Genomic DNA, 24,824 nt, shown 5'->3' with positions numbered 1-24,824 from the left:
ACCAGATGCAGCTGCGCCAGCCCGACGCCTTGCCGACGCTGGACGAGCAGCGTGCGCCGACGGTCACCGACCAAGTCTTCGACGTGCTCTACGAGAGGGTCGTGAACCTCAGCCTGCCGCCGGGCGCGAAGCTTTCCGAGGCCGAGGTCGCCGCGCAGATGGGCGTGTCGCGCCAGCCGGTGCGGGACGCCTTCTACCGCCTGTCGCAGCTGGGCTTCATCCAGATCCGGCCGCAGCGGGCGACGACGGTGACGCCGATCTCGGTCGAGGCGGTGATGCAGGCCTACTTCATCCGCCGCGCGCTGGAAGAGGCGACGATGCGCGAGGCGGCGCTGCGGCTGACGCCCGCGGACTGGGACGGGCTGGAGCGGCTGATCGAACTGCAGGAGACGGCGAATGCCGCCGGTGACCGCGCGCAGTTCCACGCGCTCGACGACCAGTTCCACCACGACATCTGCGCGGCCGCGGGGCTTGAATTTGTCTGGACGCTGGTGCGCGACAACAAGGGCCACATGGACCGGGCGCGCTACCTCTCGCTCTCCTACGGCGCCTCGACCGCCTGGATCGAGCATGGGCAGATCCTCGCGGCCCTGCGCGCCCGCGACCCCGAGGCCGCCGTGGCCGCGATCCGCGACCACCTGAGCCGGATCGAGGACATCATCTCCCGGCTCAAGATCGACCGGCCCGAGGTCTTCGGCTGAGCCGCCTCAGTCCTGCGCCCGCAGCACCTGCGCCGGGCGCGCGGCCAGCGGGCGCCAGGCGAAGGCGAGGCCCGCCAGCAGCGTCGCCGCGATCCCGCCGAGGATGATCGACAGGGCCGAGCGCAGGTCGAAGGTGAAGGGCGCCTCCATCACGCCGTGCATGACCGCCCAGGCTGCCAGCGCGCCCCAGGCCAGCGCCACCGCGCCCGCCGCCGCGCCCAGCAGCGCCGAGCGCAGCGCGAAGCTGAAGAGGATGCGCCCGCGCGAGGCGCCGAGCGTCTTCAGCACCGCCGCCTCGTAGACCCGCGCCCGCTCGCCCGCCGCCGCCGCGCCGATCAGCACGACGAAGCCCGTCGCCAGCGTCGCCGCCGCCGCCCACGACGTCGCCGCCGCGATCCCCGCCAACGCCTCGGCCGCGCGGTCGATGGCCTCGCGCACGGGGATGGCGGTGATGTTCGGGAAACGGCTGCCGAGGTCGCGCAGGATCGGCGCCTCGGCCTCGGGCGGGGCGTAGACGGTCGCGATATGCGTATGCGGCGCGCCGGCGAGGGCCGAGGGGTTCAGCGCCATCACGAAGCCGATGCCGGCGGTCGAGAAGTCGACCTCGCGCAGGCTGGCGATCTCGGCGGTGAAGTCGCGGCCGAGGATGTTGACGGTGATCGTGTCGCCAAGCCCGAGGCCGATCTCGGTCGCGACCTCGTCCGACAGGCTGACCAGCGGCGGGCCGTCGTAATCCTCGGGCCACCATTCGCCAAGCGTCAGGGTCGTGCCGGGGGGCGGGCTGGCCGCATAGGTGATGCCCCGGTCGCCGCGGATGACCCAGTGATCCGGCGCCACCTCGGCGGCGGGTCGGCCGTTGATCTGGGTGATGATGCCGCGCAGCATGGGCGCGGTCTCGACGTTGGTGACCAGCGGGTCATCCTCGAGCCGCTGCAGGAAGACCGGCAGCTGATCAGGTTGGATGTCGAGGAAGAAATAGGCCGGCGCGCGGTCCGGCAGCTCCTCGGAGATGGCGCGCTGCAGGTTCGAGCCGACCTGCCCCACCGCCGCCAGCACCGTCAGGCCAAGGCCGAGCGACAGGATCACCGGCAGCGCCTCTTCCCGCGGCCCGCCGATGGCCGACAGGGCCAGCCGCAGCGACGGCTTGCCGCGCAGCGCGCCCGAACGGGCGAGAATGCGCGCCAGCAGCCGCACCAGAAGCGCGGCGAGGACGAGGATGCCGAAGGCCCCGAGGATGCCGATGGCCGTCCCGACCGCCAGTTCCGGCACGCCCGAGAACCAGGCGGCGGCGCCGATCAGGACGGCGACCGACAGGACCAGCACGGCCAGCAGCGGCAGGCGCGGCAGGGCGCGGCTTTCGCCGAAGCCCCCGCGGAACAGGGCGGCCGCCCGGATGGTCTGCGTGCGCGCCAGCGGCCAGAGCGTGAAGATGAAGGCGGTCAGCAGGCCGTAGAGCGCCGCCTCGGCCAGGGCCGAGGGGTAGATCGCGAAGATGGCGGGCAGCGGCAGCCCCTCCTCCAGCAGCGGGGCGAGGGCCAGCGGAACGCCCGCGCCAAGCACGAGACCCGCCGCGATCCCGAGCAGCGACAGGAGGCCGATCTGGATGAAGTAGAGCGCCAGAATGGTGCCGCCGCTCGCGCCGAGGGTCTTGAGGACCGCGATCACCTCGGTCTTGCGCTGCAGATAGGCACGCACGGCGGCCGAGACGCCGACGCCGCCGACGGCGAGGCCCGTCAGCCCGACCAGCACGAGGAAGGCGCCGATGCGCTCGACGAACAGCTCAATCCCCGGCGCGCCCCGACTGCTGTCGCGCCAGCGGGCGCCGCTGTCCGGGAAGGCCGCGCGCCAGTCCTCGCGGACCTGGGCGGCGCTGGTGCCCTCGGGCAGGAGCAGGCGGTAGCGGCTGTCGAAAAGCGTGCCGGCGCCGAGAAGCTGGCTGTTCTCCAGCGACTGCCGCAGGACCAGCGTGCGCGGGCCGAGGCCAAACTCGGCCGAGCCGGCATCGGGCTCGCGCGTCAGGGCGGCGGTCAGCTGGAACTCCTGCGCGCCAAGGCGGAAGGTGTCGCCGGGCGCGAGGCCGAGACGGTTGATGAGAAGCGGGTCCATGACGCCGCCCGGCAGGCCGGACGGGGTCGGCCCGAGCGCCTCGGCGACGCTCATCGGCGGGTCGAACTCGGCGCTGCCGACCAGCGGCCAGGCATCGTCCACGCCCTTGACCTGGCTCAGGGCGCGTTCGGCCACCTCGCCCTCGCCCACGACGACCATCGAGCGGAAATCCACGATTCCCGAGAGGGTTGCGCTGCGTTCCTCGAGCCATTCGCGCTCGGGCGGCTCGGCGAAGCGGTAGGTCAGGCTGACCTGCATGTCGCCGCCGAGGATCGCGCGGCCCTCGCGCGCCAGCCCCGCCTCGATGGCCGCGCGGACCGAGCCGACGCCGGCGATGGCTGCGACGCCAAGCGCGAGGCAGATCAGCAGGATGCGGAAGCCGCCTAGGCCCCCGCGCAGCTCGCGCCGGGCGAGGCGCCATGCGAGGGGCAGGTTCATTGCGCCGCGCTCCGCAGGTCCTCGGCGTCGATCTGCCCGTCGCGCAGGCGGATCACGCGGTCGCAGCGGGCAGCCAGCTCGGGCGCGTGGGTGACAAGGACCAGCGTGGCGCCGTGCTGCTGGCGCAGATCGAAGAGCAGCTCCATGATCGCCTCACCGTTGGCACCGTCCAGGTTGCCCGTCGGCTCGTCGGCCAGAAACAGCGCCGGACGCGGCGCGGCGGCGCGGGCGAGCGCCACGCGCTGCTGCTCGCCCCCCGACAGCTGGCCGGGATAATGGTCCATGCGGGCGCCGAGGCCGACGCGGCGCAGCTCGTCGGCGGCGCGGTCGAACGCGTCGCGCTTGCCCGCCAGCTCCAGCGGGGTCGCGACATTTTCAAGGGCCGTCATCGTCGGGATAAGGTGGAAGGACTGGAACACCACCCCCATATTGCCGAGGCGGAAGCGGGCCAGCGCGTCCTCGTCCAGCGCCGTCAGGTCGCGGCCGAGCGCGGAAACCCGCCCCCCCGTGGCGCGTTCCAAACCGCCCATCAGCATGAGGAGTGACGACTTGCCCGACCCCGAAGGCCCGACCAAGCCCACCGTCTCGCCCTTGGCCACGTCCAGCGTGATGCCCCTCAGGATCTCGACCGGCCCGGCATTGCCGGCCAGGGTGAGGCGGGCATCGGTCAGGGAGATGACGGGATCGGGCATCGGCAAGGTCCTCGGCTGGTGGCGGGGGGTCACAGGGCGCGGGGTTGTGCGGGGCGGTGTCGGTCCTGCGCGACCATATGGCGGCGCGTTGCGGAAAGGCAACCGCGCGCCCGCCGCTGCTGCCGCAGTCGTGACCGCGCTGCTCGTCGCCGGCCCTGCCCCCGCTGCCGCCGAGCCGCTGGTGCTGACCGCGCTTGGCGACAGTCTGACGCAGGGCTACGGCCTGCCGCAGGCTGACGGCTTCGTGCCGGTGCTGGAGGGATGGCTGACAGCGCGGGGCCATGACGTGCGGGTGATCAACGCGGGCGTCTCGGGCGACACGACGGCCGGCGGTGCGGCGCGGATCGAGTGGACGCTGGCCGAGCAGCCCGACGCGATGATCGTGGCGCTCGGCGGGAACGACCTTCTGCGCGGAGTGGACCCTGCGGCCAGCCGCGCCAATCTGGACGCGATCCTGCAGGCGACTGATGCGGCCGGCGTGCCGGTGCTGCTGGCCGGGCTGCCCGCGCCGGGGAACTACGGCCCGGACTTCACCCGCGACTTCGAGGGGATGTATGTGGATCTCGCCGCCGAATACGACGCGATCCTCTACCCGGATTTCCTCGGCCCGATCGGCGAGAAGGCCACGCAGGGCCTGTCGCTCGCGGACCTCATGCAGGACGACCGCATCCACCCCAATGCCGAAGGCGTGCGCCAGATCGTCGAGGCCATCGGCCCCGAGGTCGAGGCGCTGCTGGAACGCGCCCGCGCCGACAGCTAGTCGAAGCGCGCGCCGAGCCGGGTCATCAGCGGCACGAAATCCGGGAAGGAGGTCGTGATCGGCCCGGCATCGTCGATCTCGACGGGCTGGTCGGCGGCGAGGCCCAGCACCAGGAAGGACATGGCGATGCGGTGATCGAGATGCGTCACCGCGCGTCCCCCGCCCCGGACGCCGCTCGCGCCGTGGACGGTCATGCTGTCCGGCGTCTCCTCGACGGTAACGCCGTTCGCCTCCAGGCCCCGCGCCATCGCGTCGATGCGGTCGCTTTCCTTCACGCGCAGCTCGGAGACGCCGTTCATCACGGTCTTCCCCTCTGCGAAGGACGCGACGACCGAGAGGATCGGGAACTCGTCGATCATGCTCGCCGCGCGGCTTTCCGGCACCGTCACGCCCCTGAGGCGCGAATGGCGCACGCGGAGGTCGGCGACAGGCTCGCCCCCCTCCTCGCGCGGGTTCTCGAAACTGATGTCGGCGCCCATTTCCAGCAGAGTGACGTAAAACCCGTCCCGCGTTGGGTTGCGGCTGACGCCGGGCACGAGGATGTCCGAGCCGGGCACGATCAGCGCCGCCGCCACCGGAAAGGCCGCCGAAGAGGGATCGCGCGGCACCGCCACGGCCTGCGCGCGCAGTTCTGGCTGGCCCTGCAGCGTCACCACATGACCCTCGGCGGCGGTCTCGGCATGGACCTGCGCCCCGAAGCCCGCCAGCATCCGCTCGGAGTGATCGCGCGTCTGCTCGGGCTCGATCACCACCGTCTCGCCCGGCGCATTCAGGCCCGCCAGCAGGATCGCCGACTTGATCTGCGCGCTGGCGACGGGGCTGCGGTAGCGGATGGGCAGGGCGTCGGCCGCGCCCTCGATGGTGATCGGCAGCCGCCCGCCCTCGCGCGCGGTGATCCGGGCGCCGAACTGGGACAGCGGGTCAGTCACCCGCGCCATCGGGCGGCGCGAGAGGCTGGCGTCGCCGGTGAAGGTCGCGGTGATCGGCGTCGTCGCCATCGCGCCCATGATCAGCCGCACGCCGGTTCCGGAGTTGCCGCAGTCGATGACCCCTTCGGGCGAGGAGAAGCCGCCGACGCCAACCCCATGCACCGACCAGTTGCCTGGTCCGTGCTGCACCACATCGGCCCCGAAGGCCCGCATGGCGGCGGCGGTGTCGAGGACGTCCTGCCCCTCCAGAAGCCCGGTGATCTTCGTCTCGCCCACGGACAGCGCGCCCAGGATCAGCGCGCGGTGGCTGATCGACTTGTCGCCGGGCACCTGCGCCTCGCCCGTCAGGGGGCCGCTGGCGCGGGAGGTCATCGGGCGGGGTTCTGCATCATGCGACATGGGGTCCCTCGGCATGCGTTTGCCGCCTTTTAGCGCCACCACGTCGCGCCTGCCACCGCTTCTTGCCCGGCGCGGGCCCCTGCCCTAGAAGCGCGGCCATGGAACATGATGCGACCCAAGAACTCGCGCAGATGCGCGCCCTTGCCGATCCGGCCCATGCCGCCAAGATCGCCGCCCAGCACAAGTCGGGGCGCGAGACGCTCGGCCTGCGCCCCGCGCAAATCGACACGCTGGTCGCCGAATGGCGCGCCGCCCGCGATGTCGACGGGCGCGTGGCGCTGGCGGACGCGCTGTGGAAGGCGGACCTCCACGAGGCGCGGATCGCGGCTGCAAAGCTGCTGACGCAGGCGCGCATTCGCCCCGACGAGGGGGTCTGGGCGCTGATCGAGGCCTGGGTGCCGCAGCTGGACGGGTCGGCCCTCGCGGATGCGGTCAGCGCCGCCGGCCAGCGCCGGGTCACGGCCGAGCGGCTGCCCGCGATGCTGGCCTGGGCCGCGCATCCGAACCCCTGGGCGCGGCGCAGCCTTCTGACAATGACGCAGCCGCTGGCGCGGATGCCGCATCCCAAGCCCGTCGATCTCGCCCTGCGCGACCAGGTGCTGGACGCCGCCGCGCCCTTGGCCGGGGCCGGGCACGGCGCCATCCAGCAGGCGCTCGGCGCCTGGCTCAGGGACCTCGCGCGGCGCGATCCGGCCCGCGCCGAGGCCTTCGCGGCCGCGCATGGGCTGAAGCCGGCCGCCCGCCGCGCGGCCGGTCTTCCTCAGGCGCCCGAGGCCGAGCGGTAGACCTCCAGCGTCGGCAGGTCGGTCAGCGACACGCCCAGCAGCTGGAAGGCCGAGAGCGAGACCTGGCTGCCGCTGCCGCCCGAGGTCAGCGGGATCAGCTCGACCTGGGCCGAGCGGCCGTTGGCCGGGTTCACGATCCGGCCCATCGCCCGCTCGCGCACCAAGGGCGTGCGGATCCACAGGCCGCTTTCGGTCGGGTTGCCGAGCGAGGCGACGGTGGTGCCGAGCCGCGCCTCGGCCGTCGTCGGCCGGGCCGCGGCGGCGGCGCGCTGCTCGGGCGTCGTGGTGTCCAGTTGCGCGGCCGTCGCGCGGGCCGAGGGCCGCGGCGCCGGCGCGCGGGTGACGGCGGTGGCCGCGGCGACCTGCTCGGGCGTCGCGGTGGCGGCGGGGGCGGCGCCGGGGCGCTGGTCCTGCGTCATCGGCTGGCAGGCGGCCAGGACCACGACGGCGGGCAGCAGCAGGGCAAGGGGCAGTCGGACCATCTGGGTCTCCTTCATGGCGTCTCGGAAAAGCCTAGCCCGGCGCGGACGCAAAGGTCCACGGGCGCACGCGCGCCTCTCGCGCTTGTGGGCGGAGCACCGCATGCCTAAGATAAGGGGATGACCCATAGCGCCGCGCCCCTGATCGATCCCTTCGCCCGCCCGATCACCTACCTGCGGGTGTCGGTGACGGATCGCTGCGATTTCCGCTGCGTCTACTGCATGGCCGAGCACATGCAGTTCCTGCCCAAGGCCGAGCTGCTGACCCTGGAAGAGCTGGACCGGCTCTGCACCGCCTTCATCTCCCTGGGGGTGCGGAAGCTGCGGATCACGGGCGGCGAGCCTCTGGTCCGGCGCGGCATCATGGGCTTTTTCCGTGGCATGTCGCGCCACTTGGGGGCGGGGCTCGACGAGCTGACGCTGACCACGAACGGCAGCCAGCTCGCGCGCTACGCCGCCGAGCTGGCCGATTGCGGCGTGCGGCGCGTGAACGTCTCGCTGGATACGCTGGACGCGGACAAGTTCGCCGCCATCACCCGATGGGGCCGCCTGCCGCAGGTGCTGGAGGGCATCCGCGCCGCCACCGCAGCGGGCCTCAAGGTCAAGATCAACGCCGTCGCGCTGAAGGGCGTCAATGACGGCGAGCTGTTCGACCTCGTACGCTGGTGCGGCGAGGAGGGGCATGACCTGACCTTCATCGAGGTCATGCCAATGGGCGATCTGGGCGCCGAGGACCGGCTGGACCAGTACTGGCCCCTGTCGGACCTGCGGGCGCGCTTGGCCGAGCGCTTCACCCTGATCGACTTGGCAGAACGCACGGGCGGTCCGGCCCGCTACCTGCGCCTGGCCGAGACCGGGCAGAAGATCGGCCTCATCACCCCGCTGACCCACAATTTCTGCGAAAGCTGCAACCGCGTGCGCGTGACCTGCACGGGCGAGCTGTTCATGTGCCTCGGGCAGGAGGACATGAAGGACCTGCGCGCCCCGCTGCGGGCCAGCGCCGCGGACGCACCGCTCCACGAGGCCATCCGCGCGGCCATCGCCCGCAAGCCAAAGGGTCACGATTTCGACTATTCACGGCAGGGCGTGGGCGGCCAGATGAGCCGCCACATGAGCCATACGGGCGGCTGAGCGGCCACCGGCAGGCCGCAAACGGGCGGCCGATGCGCGCAGGCGGAAACATCGCGGCTCCTGACGGGTTGAGGGTCATCCACAGCCCGGAGGCTCCATGACACATGACCCCAACCTGAACACGCCGCACGCCAAGCAGCCGAACCCCCATGACCGCGGTCTGAGGGATCCCCAGCCCAAGCGCAACACCCTGCGCAGCCTGCTGTTCGTGCTCGTGCCTGCGGGCTTCCTGCTGCTGGTGGCGGCGATGCTGCTGCTGGCGCGGACCAGCGACGGTCCGGACCATTCCGGCGCCCAGGCCCCGCCCGCCCTGCAGGAACCGGTCCCCGGCGCGACGCCCGATGGCGAGGCCGGCACGGCCCCGGCCGCCCCGGCGCCCAGCCAGTAGCACCTACTCGGCGGCGGTCTGATCCGCCGCCGCCTGCGCCTCCAGCGTCTCGGCGCGGGCCTCCACGAGGCCGACGATATGGTCGATCATCTGCTCGTTCGACATCTTGTGGCTCTGCCGGCCGGCCACGTAGACCATGCCGCTGCCCGCCCCGCCGCCGGTGAAGCCGAGATCGGTCATCAGCGCCTCGCCCGGCCCGTTCACCACGCAGCCGATGATCGACAGGCTCATCGGCGTCTTGATATGCTCCAGCCGCTGCTCCAGCGCCTCGACTGTCTTGATCACGTCGAAACCCTGCCGCGCGCAGGAGGGGCAGCTGATGATCTGCACGCCCCGCGTCCTGAGGCCGAGCGACTTCAGGATCTCGAAGCCGACCTTCACCTCCTGCACCGGATCGGCCGAGAGGCTCACCCGGATCGTATCGCCAATCCCCATCCACAGCAGGTTCCCGAGGCCGATGGCCGACTTCACGGTGCCGCCGACGAACCCCCCCGCCTCGGTGATCCCCAGGTGGATCGGCGCATCGGTGGCATCGGCCAGCATCTGGTAGGCCGCCGCGGACAGGAACACGTCGCTGGCCTTCACGCTGATCTTGAACTCGTGGAAATCGTTGTCCTGCAGGATCTTGATGTGATCGAGGCCGCTCTCGACCATGGCATCCGGGCAGGGCTCGCCGTATTTCTCCAGCAGGTGCCGCTCGAGGCTGCCTGCGTTCACCCCGATCCGGATCGAGCAGCCATGATCCTTGGCTGCGCGGATCACCTCGCGCACGCGGCTCTCGTCCCCGATGTTGCCGGGGTTGATCCGCAGGCAGGCCGCGCCCGCCTCGGCCGCCTCGATGGCGCGCTTGTAGTGGAAATGGATGTCGGCCACGATCGGCACCGGGCTTTCGAGGCAGATCTCGCGCAGCGCGCGCGTCGTCTCCTGGTCGGGCGCGCTGATGCGGACGATGTCGGCCCCGGCCTCGGCGCTGGCGATGACCTGCGCCAGCGTCGCCTTCACGTCATGGCCGTCCGTGTTGGTCATGGTCTGCACGCTGATCGGCGCGTCGCCCCCCACGGGGACGTTCCCGACCATGATCTGGCGCGACTTGCGACGCTCGATGTTGCGCCAGGGACGGATGGGGTTCAGCGACATGGGAGCCCTCTCGCAGCTACGGCCCAGAGATAGGCCAGATGGCCGGGTCCTACAACAGGCCCCGCCTCAAAGCCCCGCGATGGCCGCCCCCGGCAGACCGAGCGCCGACAGAGCGACGCTCAGACTGTCGCGCGGCAGCATCACCAGCAGCGGCCCCTCGCTGCGAAGCGTCACCTCCCCTGTCGCGCGGTTCGAGGTGCCGACCCGCCCGCCGGGCGCCATCTCGATCCCGTCGATCGGCCACTCCAGCCCCGCGCTGCTTCCCCGCACGGGGCCCATCGGATACAGCGAGACCCGCGTGCCCGCCCCGAGCGGCAGGCGCAGCACGGGCGGCGCCAGGAAGACCACGTCGTCGCTGGCAAGAAGCAGCACCGGGCAGGCGCGATGCCCCGCCATGACCGTCAGCGCCGCCAGCGTGTGATCGAGCCGCAGCCCGGTGAAGCCGACCGCGATCACGAAGGGCGCCTCGATCCGCTGCAGACACTTGGCGAAATCGGTGCTGTCCTGCTCGGCCACATGCAGGATGCGGTCCGCTGCGATCAGCCGCCGCGCCTCCGGCGTCAGGCTGTCGAGATCGCCGATCACCAGGTCGGGCATCCGCCCCAGGGCCAGGGCCCGGTCCGCCCCGCCATCGGCCGCGACCAGCAGCGGCGCCGCCTCCAGCGCCTCGGCGAGATCGGCCTGCGAGACCGCCCCGCCGCCGATCACCGTGACGCCACCGGCGCTGCGAAGCGCCGGCCGCGCGGCGCCGCTCATTCCTCGCCCCGGCCGACCCCCGAGAAGACCCGCTTGAACGGCAGGGCCCAGAGGATGCCGAGGCCCAGATAGACCAGCACCTCGATCAGGATCGGCTGGCGCCCGAAGCGTGCGTCAAGCCAGTTCATCAGCGTCACCGCGACGATGATGTAGACCGGCAGCAACACGACCAGAACCAGCATCGACAGCCGCTTGCGCGTCTTCAGATCCATGACGGCCGCCCTTTCATCTTCTGTGTCCAAATATCCTCGGGGGGTCCGGGGGGCATCGCCCCCCGGCGGCGCGGGACGCAACTCAATCGGCGAAGGGGTCCGTGACCAGGATCGTGTCGTCGCGCTCGGGCGAGGTCGAGAGCAGTGCGACCGGGCACTGGATCAGCTCCTCGACCCGGCGCACATACTTGATGGCGGCCGCCGGCAGATCAGCCCAGCTGCGCGCGCCCTCGGTCGATTCCTGCCAGCCCTCCATCTCCTCGTGGATGGGCGTCACCTTCGCCTGCAGCGCCGCGGCGGTGGGCAAGTAGTCGTAGCGCGTGCCGTCGATCTCGTAGCCGGTGCAGATCTTCAGCGTCTCGAACCCGTCCAGCACGTCGAGCTTGGTCAGCGCGATGCCGTTCACGCCCGAGATGGCGCAGGTCTGGCGCACCAGCACCGCGTCGAACCAGCCGCAGCGCCGCTTCCTGCCCGTGACGGTGCCGAACTCGTGCCCCCGCTCGCCGAGGCGCTGGCCGTCCGCGTCATGCAGCTCGGTCGGGAAGGGCCCTTCGCCCACGCGGGTCGTGTAGGCCTTGACGATGCCGAGTACGAAGCCGATCGCGCCCGGTCCCATCCCGGTGCCCGAGGCCGCCGCGCCAGACGTCGTGGTGGACGAGGTCACGTAAGGATAGGTGCCGAAGTCGATGTCCAGCAGCGAGCCCTGCGCGCCCTCGAAGAGGATGCGCTTTCCGGCCTTGCGGGCATCCGCCATGATCTTCCAGGCGGGCTGGGCGTAGGGCAGCAGCTTCGGCGCGATCTCCAGCAGCTTGGCCTTCAGCTCCTCCCGGTCGATGGGCGTCGCGCCGAGGCCCGAGCGCAGCGCGTCGTGATGCGCGAGCAGCCGGTCGAGACGCGCGTCCAGCGTCTCCTCGTCGCCCAAGTCCGCGACGCGGATCGTGCGGCGGCCGACCTTGTCCTCGTAGGCGGGGCCGATGCCACGGCCGGTGGTGCCGATCTTGGCCTTGCCCGCGGCCTCCTCGCGCAGCTTGTCGAGATCCTGGTGCAGCGGCAGGATCAGCGGCGTGTTCTCGGCGATCATCAGGTTCTCGGTCGAGATCTTCACGCCCTGCGCCGCCAGCTTGTCGATCTCGGAGAACAGCGCCCAGGGGTCCAGCACCACGCCGTTGCCGATCACGGCCAGCTTGCCCTCGCGCACGATCCCCGAGGGCAGCAGCGACAGCTTGAAGACCTTGTCCCCGATGACCAGCGTGTGGCCCGCATTATGGCCGCCCTGGAAGCGCGCGATCACGTCGGCCCGCTCGGAGAGCCAGTCCACGATCTTGCCCTTGCCCTCGTCGCCCCATTGCGCGCCGACAACCACCACATTGGCCATTGAAGCGATCCTTCCGTTCCGCCAGCTCTTTTCGCCCCGCCTCTAGCGCATCGCGGGCTTGGGTGAAAGCGGCTTTGTCCAGAGCTTGCCGGCGGCGGCGGCCGGGGGCCAGCCCCCGGACCCCCGGGATATTTTCGCACAGAAGATGGGGCGTCCGTCAGTAATGCGGCGGGCGCTGGTCGGCCAGGGGGATGGTGCCGCCGGTGTCGAGCTGGCGCTGCGCCTCGGCCTCCATCAGCATCCCGAGGCGGCGGGCGAGGCGGTCAAGCTCCGCGCCCTGGCGCGCGACGATCTCGGAGAGGTCGTCGATCATGCGGGCCTGGTGGGCCAGGGTTTCCTCCAGCGCGGTCAGGCGGCCTGTTGCGTCCTTGTCCATGTTCCGTCCTTCCGCTAGAGCAGCCACGGAATTGGCCCCCAAAAGGCAAGCAAGACCATGGCGAAAGATCAAAAGAAGCAGCCCCGCCCCAAGGCCGAGACGCCCAAGGGCTTCCGCGACTATTTCGGCGCGGACGTCACCGAGCGCAAGGCCATGCTGGACCGCATCGCCGAGGTCTATCACCGCCATGGCTTCGATCCGCTGGAGACGAGCGCCGTCGAGACGGTCGAGGCTTTGGGGAAATTCCTGCCCGACGTGGACCGGCCGAATGCCGGCGTCTTCGCCTGGCAGGAGGAGGCGGTGCCGGGCGGCGGCTCGGGCGACTGGCTCGCCTTGCGCTACGACCTGACGGCGCCCTTGGCGCGGGTGGCGGCGCAGTTTCGCAACGATCTGCCGACGCCCTATCGCCGCTATGCGATGGGGCCGGTGTGGCGCAACGAGAAGCCAGGCCCGGGGCGCTTCCGGCAGTTCTATCAGTGCGATGCGGACACGGTTGGGGCGGCCTCGGTCGCGGCGGATGCCGAGATCTGCGGGATGCTGGGGGATGCGCTGGAGGCGGTCGGCATCGCGCGCGGCGACTATCTGGTGAGGATCAACAATCGCAAGGTGCTGAACGGGGTGCTGGAGGCCGCCGAGGTCCGTCCTGATCAGGCCGAGGACGTGCTGCGGCAGATCGACAAGTTCGACAAGGTAGGGCGGGACGGCGTCTTGGCCCTGCTGACCACCGGGCGGCGCGACGACAGCGGCGCCCAGATCGACGGCGTGGGCCTCAGCGAGGCGCAGGCGGCGCCGGTGCTGGCCTTCCTGACCTCGAAAGGCGCCGGGAATGCCGAGACGCTGGCGAACCTGCGGGCGGCCATCGGCAGCTCGGCCATCGGTGCCGAGGGGGTGGACGAGCTGGCCGAGATCGCCGCGCTGCTGGCGGCGGCGGGAGTCGCCGAAGACCGGGCGGTGATCGACCCTTCGGTCGTGCGGGGCCTCGGCTATTACACCGGGCCGGTCTTCGAGGCCGAGCTGACCTTCGAGATCCTCGACGAAAAGGGCCGCAAGCGGCAGTTCGGAAGCGTCGCGGGCGGGGGGCGCTATGACGGGCTGGTCGAGCGGTTCACCGGGCAGAAGGTGCCGGCGACGGGGGTGAGCATCGGCGTGGACCGGCTGCTGGCCGCGCTGCGGGCCAAGGGGCTGGCGGGGGCGGAAGCCGCGGGGCCGGTCGTCGTGACGGTGATGGACCGCGACCGGATGGCCGATTACCAAACGATGGCGGCCGAGCTGCGCGCCGCCGGCATCCGGGCCGAGGTCTATCTGGGCAACCCCAAGAACTTCGGCAACCAGTTGAAATATGCCGACAAGCGCAGTGCACCGGTGGCCGTTATCCAGGGCGGGGATGAAGCTGCGCGCGGCGTCGTGCAGGTCAAGGACCTGATCCTTGGCGCGAAGATCGCCGCCGAGGCCTCGGTCGAGGAGTGGAAGGCGCAGCCGGCGCAGACCGAGGTCGCGCGCGCGGATCTCGTCGCAGAAGTGCGGCGGATCCTCGGATGATCCCCAAGCGCGCCAAGCAGGCCGTCGGCCAGCGCCTTCTGGAGGCCTTCCGCGCGGCGGGGGCCGAGGAGGTCGCGCCGGACATCCTGCTGCCCGCCGGCAGCCTGCTGGACCTTTACGGCGAGGATATCCGCGCCCGCGCCTATGTCACCGCCGACCCGATCCGGGGCGAGATGATGCTGCGGCCCGACTTCACGGTGCCGGTGGTCGAGGCGCATATGACGAACGGCGCCGAGCCTGCGCGCTACTGCTATCTGGGCGAGGTCTTCCGCAAGCAGGACATGGGCGATCAGCGCCCCGCAACCCTTCGCGACAACGAGTATCTTCAGGCGGGCTTCGAGCTGTTCAGCCGCGATCCGGCCGCCGATGCCGAGGTCTTCGCGCTGTTCCACCGCCTGCTGGCGCCGCACCGCCTGAGGGCCGAAATCGGCGACATGGGCCTCGTGCTGGACGCCGTGCGCGGCCTGCCCCTGCCCGAGGCGCGGCGCGAGGCGCTGCTGCATCACGTCTGGCGGCCCGGCCGCTTCCGGCGGATGCTGGCGCGGTTCTCGACCCCCTCGGTGCCGCGCCACTTCCCCGAGGCCGACGCGCCCTGGGCCGGGATGCGGTCCGAGGCCGAGATGATCCGGCGCATCGCCCGGCTGAACGCCGACGCCGCCGTCGCCCCCCTGCCCGCCATCTGGACCGAGCGGCTGGAGCGCCTGTTCCGCCTGCGCGGCCCCGCACCCGAGGTGCAGGCGCAGCTGGCGGAATTGGCCGAGGACATGCCCGCCATCGCGGGCGCCGTGGCACGCATCGGCGCGCAGATGGCGGCCATCGCCGGGCACGGGATCGACCCGGAGGCGGTGATCTTCGACGCCAGCCACGGCCGCACCACGCTGGAATATTACGACGGCTTCACGTTCAGTTTTCATGTGGGCAACTTCCACGCTTCTCGCGAGGGCTGGCCGCCCATCGCCTCGGGCGGACGCTATGACGCGCTGACGCGGGTGCTGGGCAAGGGGCGCGAGATCCCGGCGGTGGGCGGGATCATCCGGCCGGGCCTGCTGGCCGAACTGGAGGGCGCGGCATGATCCGGCTTGGCATCCCCTCGAAGGGCCGGCTGATGGAGCAGAGCTTCGACTGGTTCGCGGATCGCGGCGTGCGCCTGTCGCGGGCCGGGTCGGACCGGGAATATGCGGGCCGGGTCGAGGGCGCCGAGGGCGTTTCGCTGGTCCTTCTGTCAGCCGGCGAGATTCCGCGCGAGCTGGCAGCGGGGCGGATCGAGCTGGGCGTGACCGGCACGGACCTCGTGCGCGAGAAGCTGGCCGGCTGGTCCTCGGACGTGGCCGAGCTGGCGCCGATGGGCTTTGGTCATGCCGATCTGATCCTTGCCGTGCCGGATTGCTGGCGCGACTGCCGCGACCTGGATGATTTCGCCGCCATCGCCCGTGATTTCCGCGCCGCGCATGGCTTCCGCCTGCGGATCGCGACCAAGTATCACCGTCTGGTCCGCGCGTGGCTCGCCGCGCATGAGGTCGCCGACTACCAGCTGGTCGACAGCCAGGGCGCGACCGAGGGCACCGTGGCGAACCAGACGGCCGAGGCGATCGCAGACATCACCTCGTCCGGCGAGACGCTCAGGGCGAACAACCTGCGCATCCTGGACGAGGCGCCCATCCTGCGCTCGCAGGCGACGCTGTTCGCCGCGCGGGCGGCGATGGGGCCGCAGATGGACGCCTTCCTCGCGCAGCTGAGGATCGAGCCCTAGTCCGGGCGCGGCCGGTCGTCCCACCGGTCGCTGAGGATGCGTTCGCCGTCGCCCTTGGGGTCCTCGAACTGGCGCGAGCGCAGCGCCCAGATGAAGGCGAGAAGACCCGCGGCGCCCAGGCCGAGCGAGACGGGGATGAGGATCGTCAGGATGTCCATTGCCGCCTACCTGTTCAATCGCAGCGCGTTCAGCGTGACCGTGACCGAGCTGATCGACATCGCCAGCGCGGCCAGAAGCGGCGTCGCGAAGCCGGCGAGTGCGATGGGCACGGCCAGGACGTTGTAGCCGAAGGAGATCACGAAGTTCTCGCGGATGCGCGTGGTGGCCCGCTGCGCGATGGCGATGGCCTCGGCCACCGGAGCGAGGTCCTGGCCCGTCAGCACCATGTCGCTGGCGACCCGCGCCGCGTCCAGTGCCGAGGCGGGCGAGACCGAGGCATGGGCCCGCGCCAGCGCCGCCGTGTCGTTGAGCCCGTCGCCGACCATCAGCACCTTCGCGCCGGCCTCCGACAGCGCGCCGACGCGCTCGGCCTTGCCGGTCGGGCTGACGCCGGCCTGCCACTCGGCGATGCCCAGCTCGGCCGCCAGATGGCTGACCGCCGCCGGGCGGTCGCCCGAGAGCAGGATCACCCGCTTGCCCGCCGCGCCCAAAGCCGCCACGCATTCCGCCGCCCCCGGACGCAGCCGGTCGCTGAAGGTGATGCGGCAGGGCGCGCCGCCCTCGATCCCGAACCAGCTGGAGAGGAGCGCGTCCTCCGGCCCCTCGGGTGCGTCCAGCCAGTCGGCGCGGCCGAGGCGCACCATGCGCCCGTTCCAGCAGGCCGTGATGCCCTTGCCGGGGATCTCGGTCACCTCGGTCAGCGTGGCCGGCTCCACCTCGGCCAGCCCGGCCGCCAGCGCCTGCGCCAGCGGATGCGAGGACGCCTGAGCCAGCGCGCGGGCCACAGGGCGCAGGCCCTCGGGCAGGTCGGCGGCCAGAAGCTGCGGCTGGCCCATGGTCAGCGTGCCGGTCTTGTCGAAGACGACCGTGTCCACCTCGGCCAGGCGTTCCAGCGCGGTGCCGTCCTTGATCAGGAGGCCGCGCCGGAAGAGCCGCCCCGAGGCCGAGGTCGCCACCGCCGGCACCGCAAGTCCGAGCGCGCAGGGGCAGGTGATGATCAGCACCGCCGCGGCGATGTTCACCGCCAGCCGCAGGTCGCCGGAAAACCAGAACCAGCCGAGGAAGGAGGAAAAGGCCAGCGCGTGCACGGCGGGCGAGTAGCCGCGCGCCGCCCGCTCGGCCAGCGAGGTGTAGCGGCCGCGCGCGTTCTCGGCCGCCTCGACCAGCGCGGTCAGGCGCGCGAGCGAGCTGTCCTGCCCCGCCGCCGTCACACGGATTACCAGCGGGCCGGTCAGGTTCACCTCGCCCGCCGAGAGCATCATGCCGGGCTGGGCCGGCACCGGCAGTGTCTCGCCGGTTAGGAGGGCGCGGTCGATCTCGGAGGCGCCGTCCACGACCTCGCCATCGGCCGGGATGCGGCCGCCGGGGCGCACGCGGATCAGATCGCCCGCGCGCAGCTCGGCCACGGGGACGACATGCTCGGCGCCGCCCTGCAGCCGCGTGGCGCGCGGCACCTCGAGCGCGGTCAGCTCGGCCGCGGCCGAGCGGGCGATGGCGCGGGTCCGGTGGTCCAAATAGCGGCCGATCAGCAGGAAGAAGCACAGCATCACGGCGGCGTCGAAATAGGCGTGATGGCCGGAATGGGCGGTCTCGAAGACGCTGATCGCGCTGGCGAGGATCAGCGCCAGCGAGATCGGCACGTCCATGCCGAGGCGCCGCGCCTTCAGCGAGGCCCATGCGCTGGCGAAGAACGGCTGGCCGGCGAAGGCGACGGTCGGCAGCGCGATGGCGCCGCTGATCCAGTGGAAGAGGTCGCGCGTCGCGGCCTCGGCCCCGGACCAGACGGCGACCGAGAGGACCATGACGTTCATCATGGCAAATCCCGAGACGCCGATCCGCATCAGCAGGTCGCGCCCGGCCCGGTCGGCGGTGGTCGTGGCGAGGGCGTCGGGGTCCAGCTCGTGCGCCTCGTAGCCGATGCGGGCGAGGACGGGGATCAGGTCGGCGGCCGTCAGGCCCGGCGCGTCCACGGTCACGCGACGGAGCGTCAGGTTGACCCGCGCCCCGCGGACGCCGGGATGGGCGGCCAGCGCGTCCTCGATGTCGGTGATGCAGATGGCGCAATGCGCCTGCGGCAGCGACAGGATCAGCCGCGCGGGGGCCTGCGCCTCGGCCCGGTCGGCCAGCCTCTGCGCCAGCGGCACGGCGTCGCAGGCCGGGCAGGCGCCGAGGCGGGGGGCGAAGACCGCGGCAGAGGGGGCGGCGGAAAGTTCGGCCATGTCAGAGCCCGCCCGTGACCGCGCCGCGCGGCGCCTCGATGTCGAGGAACAGGCGCTGGCGGAAGTGGACCCCGCCGGGCGCGGCGGCGGTCACGTCGGCATTCCAGTTGCCGCCGGCCAGCCGCGCGGGCGCGGACCAACGGCCCGCGGCTTCGGGGATCAGCTCAAGCTCGATGTCGTCGCGCTGATGGGTCGGGCGGCGCAGTTGGACGCGGATCGCCCCGGGGCTGGCGGGCGCGCCGGTGGCGTCGACGAGGGTCAGGACCAGCATCCCCTCGACCAGCCGCAGCCCCGCCTCCCAGCCCAGCTGCTGCTGGGCGTCGCGCTCGGCCTGGAAGTGCTGCGAGGCGATGTAGCTGCTCTTGGTCTCCAGTCCGGGGAAGCTGCCGACCGCCTTGACGGCCATGATGAGGTTCACGCCGATGATCAGCCCGAAGGCGGCCAGGGTGATGGCCAGGACGTGCCGGCCGGTCAGTTCGCGGGTCATTGCAGGTTCCTTCCGTGGAAGACGGTCTGGACGCTGCTGCGTGCGGGTCCGTCGGTATCGGCGACTGTGAGGGTGATCGGGCTCGTCTCGCCACCGGCGAGCGCGGCGCCCGGCGGGGCGGTCAGGTAGATGCGGCGGGTCAGGGTCTGGTCAGCCGGCACGGTGACGGCGCCGGCCGGCTCGCCCTCGACGGTCAGGGTCAGCGCCTCGGCGCCCTCGCCCGTCACGGCGAAGACGTAGCTGCGCGGATCGTGCTGCTTGCTCCTCAGCCGCAGCTCGTAGGCGTTGCGCACGCCGCCATCGCTCATCGTGACGAAGAGCGGGTTGCGCACGGGCGTCACGTTCATGTCCACGGCCGAGCGCAGCACCAGCCCCGCCACCAGAAGCGCGCCGATGCCGGACCAGAGCCCGGCATAGACGATCATCCGCGGCCGCAGGACATGGCGCAGCAGCGGGCGCGGCGCGGCCCCCGCCCGCTCGGCCGTCTCGTCCGACAGGGCGAGATAGCCGACCAGCCCGCGCGGGCGGCCGGTGCGGTCCATCATCTCGTCGCAGGCGTCGATGCAGAGGGCGCAGGTGATGCATTCCAGCTGCTGGCCGTCGCGGATGTCGATGCCCATCGGGCAGACGTTCACGCAGGCCATGCAGTCGATGCAGTCGCCTTTCGTCGTGCTTGGCGCGGCCTTGCCGCGCGGCTCGCCCCGCCAGTCGCGATAGCCGACGGTCAGCGTGTCCTCGTCCATCATCGCGGCCTGGATGCGCGGCCAAGGGCAGGCATAGATGCAGATCTGCTCGCGCGCGAAGCCGCCGAAGACGAAGGTGGTCGCGGTGAGGATCGCGATGGTGAGCCAGGCGACCGGATGGGCGTTCAGCGTCACCAGGTCGCGCGCCAGCGTCGGCGCATCGGTGAAGTAGAAGACCCAGGCCCCGCCCGTCGCCACGGCGATCAGCAGCCAGGCGGCCCATTTCGCCCCGCGCAGCCGGGCCTTCGCCAGCGACCAGGGCGCGCGATGCAGGCGGATGCGGGCGTTGCGGTCACCCTCGATCCAGCGCTCGACGGTCATGAAGAGGTCGGTCCAGACGGTCTGCGGACAGGCATAGCCGCACCAGACCCGGCCCAGGGCCGCGGTGAAGAGAAAGAGGCCCAGCCCCGCCATGACCAGAAGGCCGGCGACGAAGTAGAATTCGTGCGGCCAGATCTCGATCCAGAAGAAGAAGAAGCGGCGGTTCGCCAGGTCCACCAGCACCGCTTGGTCGGGCATGGCCGGGCCCCGGTCCCACCGGATCCAGGGCGTGACGTAGTAGATCGCCAGCGTCACGGCCATGATGGCCCATTTCAGGCTGCGGAAGCGGCCCGAGATGCGCTTGGGAAAGATCGGCTCGCGCGCCGCGTAGAGACTCGGCACGTCGGATTGTTCGCTGGCCATGAAGGCAGGCTCCTGTTTCGCAGGACCCTTCTAGGCCCGCGGCGGACCCGCTTCCTTGACCTGAATCAAGTGACGCGCAGCAGCATCGCGGCGCAGACGGTCGCGATCAGCAGCCCCGCGCCCAGCTGCATCGCCCCCGGCAGCACCCGGGCGAGCGTGCCGAAGCGGCCGCTCTCGGGTGCCAGCGCCAGGCTGCCGCGGCGCGCCCAGACCGACAGCACGGCGACCGCCAGCGTGACCGAGGCCGTGCCGATACCCATCGCGAAGGTGCCGGCCACGCCCATCGCGAAGATCTCCATCCGCCAGGTCAGGATCAGCAGGAACAGCGCGCCGGTGCAGGGCCGCAGGGCGATGCCGGCGACGACCAGCAGCCCGTCGCGGAAGCTGCGCGTTTCGGCCAGCTGCCGGGGTGTCGGGCCATGCGCATGGCCGCAGCCGCAGTGATCGCCATGGTCATAAGCGTGCGCGTGGTGATGCCCGTGGTGATGCCCGTGGTGATGGCCCTGCGCGGGGGCGGCGCGGCCCGCGTCCCGCAGCATCCGCGCCCCGCGCAGGGCCAGCCACAGGCCTACGAGGCCGATCATCAGCGTGCCGAAATCGGCCATGTGCCGCTCGCTCAGCGCGGTCAGCTGCTGGCGCGAGAGATCGAGGATCGCGATGCCGCCCGCCACCACGGCGACCGCCACCCCCGCCTGCGCCAGCGAGGCCGCCACCGACAGACCCGCCAGACGCGCCAGCGGCACCTGGCTGCCATAGCCGTAGCCGCCGATGACCAGCTTGCCGTGCCCCGGCCCCGCAGCATGGGCAAAGCCATAGGCGAAGCAGAGCCCCATCAGCGACAGGGCCGCGCCCGGCTCGCCCGCCCGAAGGCGGCCGAGGGCGCCGGCCATCAGGTTCTGCACCTCGCGCTGCCGGTCGGCGGCCCAGTGCTCGATCCCGGCCAGCCCGCCCGAGAGCCACAGCGCCATCAGCGCCAGCCCGACGCCCAGGCCGGCCAGCGCCAGCACGCGCCCCGCCGCGCCGGTCACGAGGCGCCCGCGCAGCTGACCCGCACCTCGTCCGCGCCGACCGAGCCGATGTCGACCTGCACCATCTCCTCGGCGCCCTCGTCGGCCATCGCCCCCAGCTCGCGCCTCAGGGCGTCGCGCAGCGCCGCGGCATAGGCGTCGGCCGCCGCATAGCTGTCGCCGGGACGGAAATCGGCCCGGCAGTCGGCGCGGCCCCGGATGACCGGGGCGGCCGGCATCGAGAAGTCGACGTAGAACTCGGGATCGTAGACCTCGACCAGCAGCGGCAGATCGCCCGGCAGCGGCTCGGCCAGCGGTCGGACATGGCGCGAGACGAGCCGGCCGTCCCGAAGCTCGGCCGTGAAGCCGTGCGGCGGGGCCAGTGCCACGCGCCGCCCCTGGACACCCAGATAGAGGCTTCCCTCGAAGCCCGGCTCCCAGTCCGAATCGAAGCCGTTCAGCGCGGCGGCCTCGTCCGGCGCCAGCCCGGCCGGGCCGGGGACGATGCCGTGATCCTCGAGGATCAGCATCGAGTAGAAGGCGTCATAGGCCCATTCCACCTCGACCGAGGCGAGCCGGCCGCGCTGGTCGTAGTTCAGCACCAGCCCTGCATCGATGAAGACATGCGGATGCGCGCCGGCGGCGGCGGGCAGAAGCGAAAGGGCAAGTGCGGCAAGCGGGACGCGCGGCATCGGCACCATCCGTGGCTGGTCAGGGATGGGGTGCGTTTAGGGCCGCGCGCGCCGCTTGGCAAATCACCGCTGCGCCAGATGGGCGGGGTTGCGCCGGTCGGCCCGGCGGGCTTCCATGCCGCAAAAGCCACGGAAGGGCCGCACATGCTTGTCATCCACGGGGTCACCCGCTCGCGCGCCTCGCGCATCATCTGGCTCTGCCACGAGCTGGACCTGCCCTTCCGGCAGGAGCCGGTGATCCAGGCCTACCGCCTCGCCAATGCCGACGCGCGGGGCGCGCCGCCGAACACGCGCAGCCCGTCCTTCCTGGCGCTCTCGCCCGCCGGCGCGATCCCGGTGATCGAGGACGAGGGGCTGGTCCTTTCGGAATCCCTCGCCGCCGTCATGCACCTGACGCGCAAGCATGGCGGCAATCTGGCGCCCGCCGATGCCGCAGAGGACGCGCTGATGCTGCAATGGGCGCTGTATGCCGCGACCTCGATCGAGCCGGACGCGCTGACCATCCAGATGCTGAACCGCCCCGCGGCCGGCGCCGAGGACCGCGCGCTGGTCACCGACGCCATCGACCGCCTGAAGCGCCCGCTGAAGGTGCTCGAGGATCACCTGGCCGCGCATGGTCATCTGGTGGGCGGCCGCTTCACCGCCGCCGACCTGATGATGGCCGAGATCGTGCGCTACGGCTGGACCGACAACCGCCTGCGCGCGGCCTGGCCGGCCGTCAGCCGCTGGCTGGACGCCTGCCAGTCCCGCCCGGCGTTCAAGACGATGTGGGCCGCGCGCGAGGCCGAGCCGGCTTGAGCCTGCTCAAGGCCCGCGCAATCTGTGGCGTCCGGCCGCGCGCGGGACACCAGCCCTTGCCGCATGGCCCTGCTGCGTGAGATAACGCCCCCCAGACAAGACGACAGGACAAGCAGCACATGGCCGACGACCTTCTTTCGGGCGATCTGGGCGCCGACAGCTATTCCGCATCCTCGATCGAGGTGCTGGAGGGGCTGGAGCCTGTCCGCAAGCGCCCCGGCATGTATATCGGCGGCACGGACGAGCGCGCGCTGCATCACCTCGTGGCCGAGATCCTCGACAACTCGATGGACGAGGCCGTGGCGGGGCACGCGACCCGGATCGAGGTCGAACTGGCCGCCGATTACAGCGTCACCGTCCGCGACAACGGCCGGGGCATCCCCATCGACCCGCATCCGAAGTTTCCGGGCAAGTCGGCGCTGGAGGTGATCCTCTGCACGCTGCATGCGGGGGGCAAGTTCTCGGGCGATGCCTACCAGACCTCGGGCGGGCTGCACGGGGTCGGCGCCTCGGTCGTCAACGCGCTGTCGGACCTGATGGTGGTGCAGGTCGCCCGGAACAAGGAGCTTTACGAGCAGCGCTTCTCGCGCGGCGTTCCGGCCGGGCCGGTGGCACGGATCGGCGCGGCGCCGAACCGGCGCGGCACCACCGTGACCTTCCACGCGGACGAGGAGATATTCGGCCATCACCGCTTCAAGCCCGCGCGGCTGATCAAGATGGTGAAGTCGAAGGCCTATCTTTTCAGCGGCGTCGAGATCCGCTGGAAGACCGAGATCGACGACGGCGAGACCCCGCGCGAGGCCACGTTCCACTTCCCCGGCGGCCTTGCCGACTACCTCGCCGAGACGCTGTCCGGCGCCAGCACCTATTCCGACCGCCCCTTCGCCGGGACCGTCGATTTCGCCCGCTTCAAGGCGCCGGGCAAGGTGGACTGGGCGATCAACTGGACCCCGGCCCGCGACGGCTTCATCCAGTCCTACTGCAACACGGTCCCGACCCCCGAGGGCGGCACGCACGAGGCAGGCTTCTGGGCCGCGATCCTCAAGGGCGTGCGCGCCTATGGCGAGCGCGTGAGCAACAAGAAGGCCGCGAACATCACCCGCGAGGACCTGCTGACGGGCGGCTGCGCGCTGGTGTCGTGCTTCATCCGCGAGCCGGAATTCGTCGGCCAGACCAAGGACCGGCTGGCCACCACCGAGGCCGCGCGTCTGGTCGAGAACGCGGTGCGCGATCATTTCGACACCTGGCTGGCGGCGGATACGAAATCGGCGGGCGCGATCCTCGATTTCCTCGTGCTGCGCGCCGAGGAGCGGCTGCGCCGCAAGCAGGAGAAGGAAACGGCCCGAAAGACCGCGACCAAGAAGCTGCGCCTGCCGGGCAAGCTGGTGGATTGCAGCGCGACGGCGCGGGACGGGACCGAGCTGTTCATCGTCGAGGGCGATTCGGCGGGCGGCAGCGCCAAGATGGCCCGCGACCGGGTGAACCAGGCGCTGCTGCCGCTGCGCGGCAAGATCCTGAACGTGCTGGGGGCTGCGTCCAGCAAGATGGGCGCGAACCAGGAGATCAACGATCTCTGCCAGGCTCTTGGCGTGGGCATGGGCAGCAAGTTCAACGTGGACGATCTGCGCTATGACAAGGTCATCATCATGACCGATGCCGACGTGGACGGGGCGCATATTGCCTCGCTCTTGATGACGTTCTTCTTCACGCAGATGCGGCCGATGATCGACAAGGGGCACCTGTATCTCGCCTGCCCGCCGCTCTACCGGCTGACGCAGGGGGCGCATCGGCTTTACGTCTCGGACGACGCCGAGAAGGAGCGGATGATGGCCAAGGGCCTTGGCGGGCGCGGCAAAATCGACGTGCAGCGCTTCAAGGGGCTGGGCGAGATGGACGCCAAGGACCTGAAGGACACGACGATGAACCCCAAGACGAGGAAGCTCATCCGGGTCAGCATCGACGACGACGAGGGCGGCGAGACGGGCGATCTGGTCGAGCGGCTGATGGGCAAGAAGCCCGAGCTGCGGTTCGAGTACATCCAGGAGAACGCGCGCTTCGTGGAGGAGCTGGACGTTTGATGGC

25 protein-coding genes are annotated in these 24,824 nt (G+C 71.4%); 10 read left to right on the top strand and 15 right to left on the bottom strand.

All coding sequences use genetic code 11. From position 1 onward, the window contains the following. Window positions 1-5: 5 nt before the first annotated feature. Window positions 6-701, top strand: coding sequence for a GntR family transcriptional regulator (locus BLP73_RS02495; protein WP_090739925.1), 696 nt, complete (start codon window positions 6-8; stop codon window positions 699-701). A gap of 6 nt (window positions 702-707) precedes the next feature. On the opposite strand, the gene BLP73_RS02490 is transcribed toward BLP73_RS02495, so the two are convergent. Together BLP73_RS02490 and BLP73_RS02485 are read right to left on the bottom strand one after the other, a co-directional pair. Then, window positions 708-3,245: an ABC transporter permease gene (locus BLP73_RS02490; protein WP_090739923.1), complete on the bottom strand. Its 2,538-nt coding sequence runs from the start codon at window positions 3,243-3,245 to the stop codon at window positions 708-710. Next, window positions 3,242-3,937, bottom strand: a complete 696-nt coding sequence (locus BLP73_RS02485) for an ABC transporter ATP-binding protein (RefSeq protein ID WP_090740083.1) — start codon at window positions 3,935-3,937, stop codon at window positions 3,242-3,244. Before BLP73_RS02485 ends, BLP73_RS02490 begins: the two co-directional genes overlap by 4 nt. A 130-nt stretch (window positions 3,938-4,067) precedes the next feature. On the opposite strand from BLP73_RS02485, the gene BLP73_RS02480 reads away from it, so the two are divergent. Then, window positions 4,068-4,697, top strand: a complete 630-nt coding sequence (locus tag BLP73_RS02480; RefSeq protein ID WP_245686511.1) for an arylesterase — start codon at window positions 4,068-4,070, stop codon at window positions 4,695-4,697. On the opposite strand, the gene aroA is transcribed toward BLP73_RS02480, so the two are convergent. Further along, window positions 4,694-6,025 (bottom strand): 3-phosphoshikimate 1-carboxyvinyltransferase, encoded by a 1,332-nt coding sequence (gene aroA, locus BLP73_RS02475; protein WP_090739919.1) that lies wholly within the window; start codon window positions 6,023-6,025, stop codon window positions 4,694-4,696. The genes BLP73_RS02480 and aroA overlap by 4 nt on opposite strands. A 98-nt stretch (window positions 6,026-6,123) precedes the next feature. Here aroA and BLP73_RS02470 point away from each other — a divergent pair, with 98 nt between their 5' ends. Further along, window positions 6,124-6,810 (top strand): DNA alkylation repair protein, encoded by a 687-nt coding sequence (locus BLP73_RS02470; protein WP_090739917.1) that lies wholly within the window; start codon window positions 6,124-6,126, stop codon window positions 6,808-6,810. Here BLP73_RS02470 and BLP73_RS02465 read toward each other — a convergent pair. After that, on the bottom strand, window positions 6,786-7,292 hold the full coding sequence (locus tag BLP73_RS02465; protein ID WP_090739915.1) for a hypothetical protein: 507 nt from the start codon (window positions 7,290-7,292) through the stop codon (window positions 6,786-6,788). The two genes, BLP73_RS02470 and BLP73_RS02465, sit on opposite strands and share 25 nt — an antisense overlap. Before the next feature lie 117 nt (window positions 7,293-7,409). Here BLP73_RS02465 and moaA point away from each other — a divergent pair, with 117 nt between their 5' ends. Both moaA and BLP73_RS02455 read left to right on the top strand, forming a co-directional pair. Further along, complete coding sequence (moaA, locus tag BLP73_RS02460; RefSeq protein WP_090739913.1) at window positions 7,410-8,420, top strand: GTP 3',8-cyclase MoaA; 1,011 nt, start codon at window positions 7,410-7,412, stop codon at window positions 8,418-8,420. Window positions 8,421-8,517: 97 nt separating this feature from the next. Continuing rightward, entirely contained in the window at window positions 8,518-8,808 is a 291-nt protein-coding gene (locus BLP73_RS02455) for a hypothetical protein (RefSeq protein WP_090739912.1), read from the top strand. A 3-nt stretch (window positions 8,809-8,811) separates the two neighbouring features. Here BLP73_RS02455 and ispG read toward each other — a convergent pair whose 3' ends face one another. The 5 genes from ispG to BLP73_RS02430 form a co-directional block, all read right to left on the bottom strand. Next, entirely contained in the window at window positions 8,812-9,945 is a 1,134-nt protein-coding gene (gene ispG / locus BLP73_RS02450) for a flavodoxin-dependent (E)-4-hydroxy-3-methylbut-2-enyl-diphosphate synthase (RefSeq protein ID WP_090739910.1), read from the bottom strand. Window positions 9,946-10,011: 66 nt separating this feature from the next. Next, a complete protein-coding gene (locus tag BLP73_RS02445; RefSeq protein ID WP_090739908.1) occupies window positions 10,012-10,701 on the bottom strand; it encodes a thiamine diphosphokinase in 690 nt (229 codons plus the stop codon). Continuing rightward, entirely contained in the window at window positions 10,698-10,913 is a 216-nt protein-coding gene (locus BLP73_RS02440; RefSeq protein ID WP_090739906.1) for a DUF2842 domain-containing protein, read from the bottom strand. Before BLP73_RS02440 ends, BLP73_RS02445 begins: the two co-directional genes overlap by 4 nt. Before the next feature lie 82 nt (window positions 10,914-10,995). Beyond that, the gene (locus tag BLP73_RS02435; RefSeq protein ID WP_090739904.1) at window positions 10,996-12,288 is read right to left on the bottom strand and encodes an adenylosuccinate synthase; all 1,293 of its coding nucleotides are present in this window, start codon (window positions 12,286-12,288) and stop codon (window positions 10,996-10,998) included. Between the two features lie 157 nt (window positions 12,289-12,445). Further along, on the bottom strand, window positions 12,446-12,664 hold the full coding sequence (locus BLP73_RS02430; protein ID WP_090739902.1) for a SlyX family protein: 219 nt from the start codon (window positions 12,662-12,664) through the stop codon (window positions 12,446-12,448). 57 nt (window positions 12,665-12,721) lie between these two features. On the opposite strand from BLP73_RS02430, the gene hisS reads away from it, so the two are divergent. From hisS to hisG, 3 genes are read left to right on the top strand one after another with little or no spacing between them, the layout of a single operon-like run. After that, complete coding sequence (gene hisS / locus BLP73_RS02425) at window positions 12,722-14,203, top strand: histidine--tRNA ligase (RefSeq protein ID WP_090739900.1); 1,482 nt, start codon at window positions 12,722-12,724, stop codon at window positions 14,201-14,203. Then, complete coding sequence (locus BLP73_RS02420) at window positions 14,203-15,276, top strand: ATP phosphoribosyltransferase regulatory subunit (protein ID WP_090740082.1); 1,074 nt, start codon at window positions 14,203-14,205, stop codon at window positions 15,274-15,276. The genes hisS and BLP73_RS02420 overlap by 1 nt, the downstream gene beginning before the upstream one ends. Next, window positions 15,273-15,953: an ATP phosphoribosyltransferase gene (gene hisG, locus BLP73_RS02415; protein WP_090739898.1), complete on the top strand. Its 681-nt coding sequence runs from the start codon at window positions 15,273-15,275 to the stop codon at window positions 15,951-15,953. Before BLP73_RS02420 ends, hisG begins: the two co-directional genes overlap by 4 nt. On the opposite strand, the gene ccoS is transcribed toward hisG, so the two are convergent. From ccoS to BLP73_RS02385, 6 genes are all read right to left on the bottom strand, one after another. Further along, window positions 15,950-16,111 (bottom strand): cbb3-type cytochrome oxidase assembly protein CcoS, encoded by a 162-nt coding sequence (gene ccoS, locus BLP73_RS02410; RefSeq protein WP_090739896.1) that lies wholly within the window; start codon window positions 16,109-16,111, stop codon window positions 15,950-15,952. The two genes, hisG and ccoS, sit on opposite strands and share 4 nt — an antisense overlap. A 6-nt stretch (window positions 16,112-16,117) precedes the next feature. Next, on the bottom strand, window positions 16,118-18,331 hold the full coding sequence (locus BLP73_RS02405; RefSeq protein WP_090739895.1) for a heavy metal translocating P-type ATPase: 2,214 nt from the start codon (window positions 18,329-18,331) through the stop codon (window positions 16,118-16,120). Window position 18,332: 1 nt separating this feature from the next. Beyond that, window positions 18,333-18,818 (bottom strand): FixH family protein, encoded by a 486-nt coding sequence (locus BLP73_RS02400; protein ID WP_090739894.1) that lies wholly within the window; start codon window positions 18,816-18,818, stop codon window positions 18,333-18,335. Beyond that, window positions 18,815-20,245: a cytochrome c oxidase accessory protein CcoG gene (gene ccoG, locus BLP73_RS02395; protein ID WP_090739893.1), complete on the bottom strand. Its 1,431-nt coding sequence runs from the start codon at window positions 20,243-20,245 to the stop codon at window positions 18,815-18,817. Before ccoG ends, BLP73_RS02400 begins: the two co-directional genes overlap by 4 nt. A 65-nt stretch (window positions 20,246-20,310) precedes the next feature. Beyond that, the gene (locus BLP73_RS02390; protein ID WP_245686510.1) at window positions 20,311-21,273 is read right to left on the bottom strand and encodes a nickel/cobalt transporter; all 963 of its coding nucleotides are present in this window, start codon (window positions 21,271-21,273) and stop codon (window positions 20,311-20,313) included. Further along, window positions 21,270-21,944 (bottom strand): DUF1007 family protein, encoded by a 675-nt coding sequence (locus tag BLP73_RS02385; protein WP_175453209.1) that lies wholly within the window; start codon window positions 21,942-21,944, stop codon window positions 21,270-21,272. Before BLP73_RS02385 ends, BLP73_RS02390 begins: the two co-directional genes overlap by 4 nt. A gap of 144 nt (window positions 21,945-22,088) precedes the next feature. Between BLP73_RS02385 and BLP73_RS02380 the strand changes: the two genes are divergently transcribed. Together BLP73_RS02380 and parE are read left to right on the top strand one after the other, a co-directional pair. Continuing rightward, window positions 22,089-22,742 (top strand): glutathione S-transferase family protein, encoded by a 654-nt coding sequence (locus BLP73_RS02380; RefSeq protein WP_090739891.1) that lies wholly within the window; start codon window positions 22,089-22,091, stop codon window positions 22,740-22,742. Between the two features lie 119 nt (window positions 22,743-22,861). Beyond that, on the top strand, window positions 22,862-24,820 hold the full coding sequence (gene parE, locus BLP73_RS02375; RefSeq protein WP_090739890.1) for a DNA topoisomerase IV subunit B: 1,959 nt from the start codon (window positions 22,862-22,864) through the stop codon (window positions 24,818-24,820). Window positions 24,821-24,824: the final 4 nt, after the last annotated feature.

The sequence above is a fragment of the Paracoccus tibetensis genome, from assembly GCF_900102505.1.
Taxonomy (GTDB): Bacteria; Pseudomonadota; Alphaproteobacteria; order Rhodobacterales; family Rhodobacteraceae; genus Paracoccus; species Paracoccus tibetensis.
The sequence above is the reverse complement of the archived record's forward strand: the minus strand, read 5'-3'. Positions and strand labels throughout refer to the sequence as shown.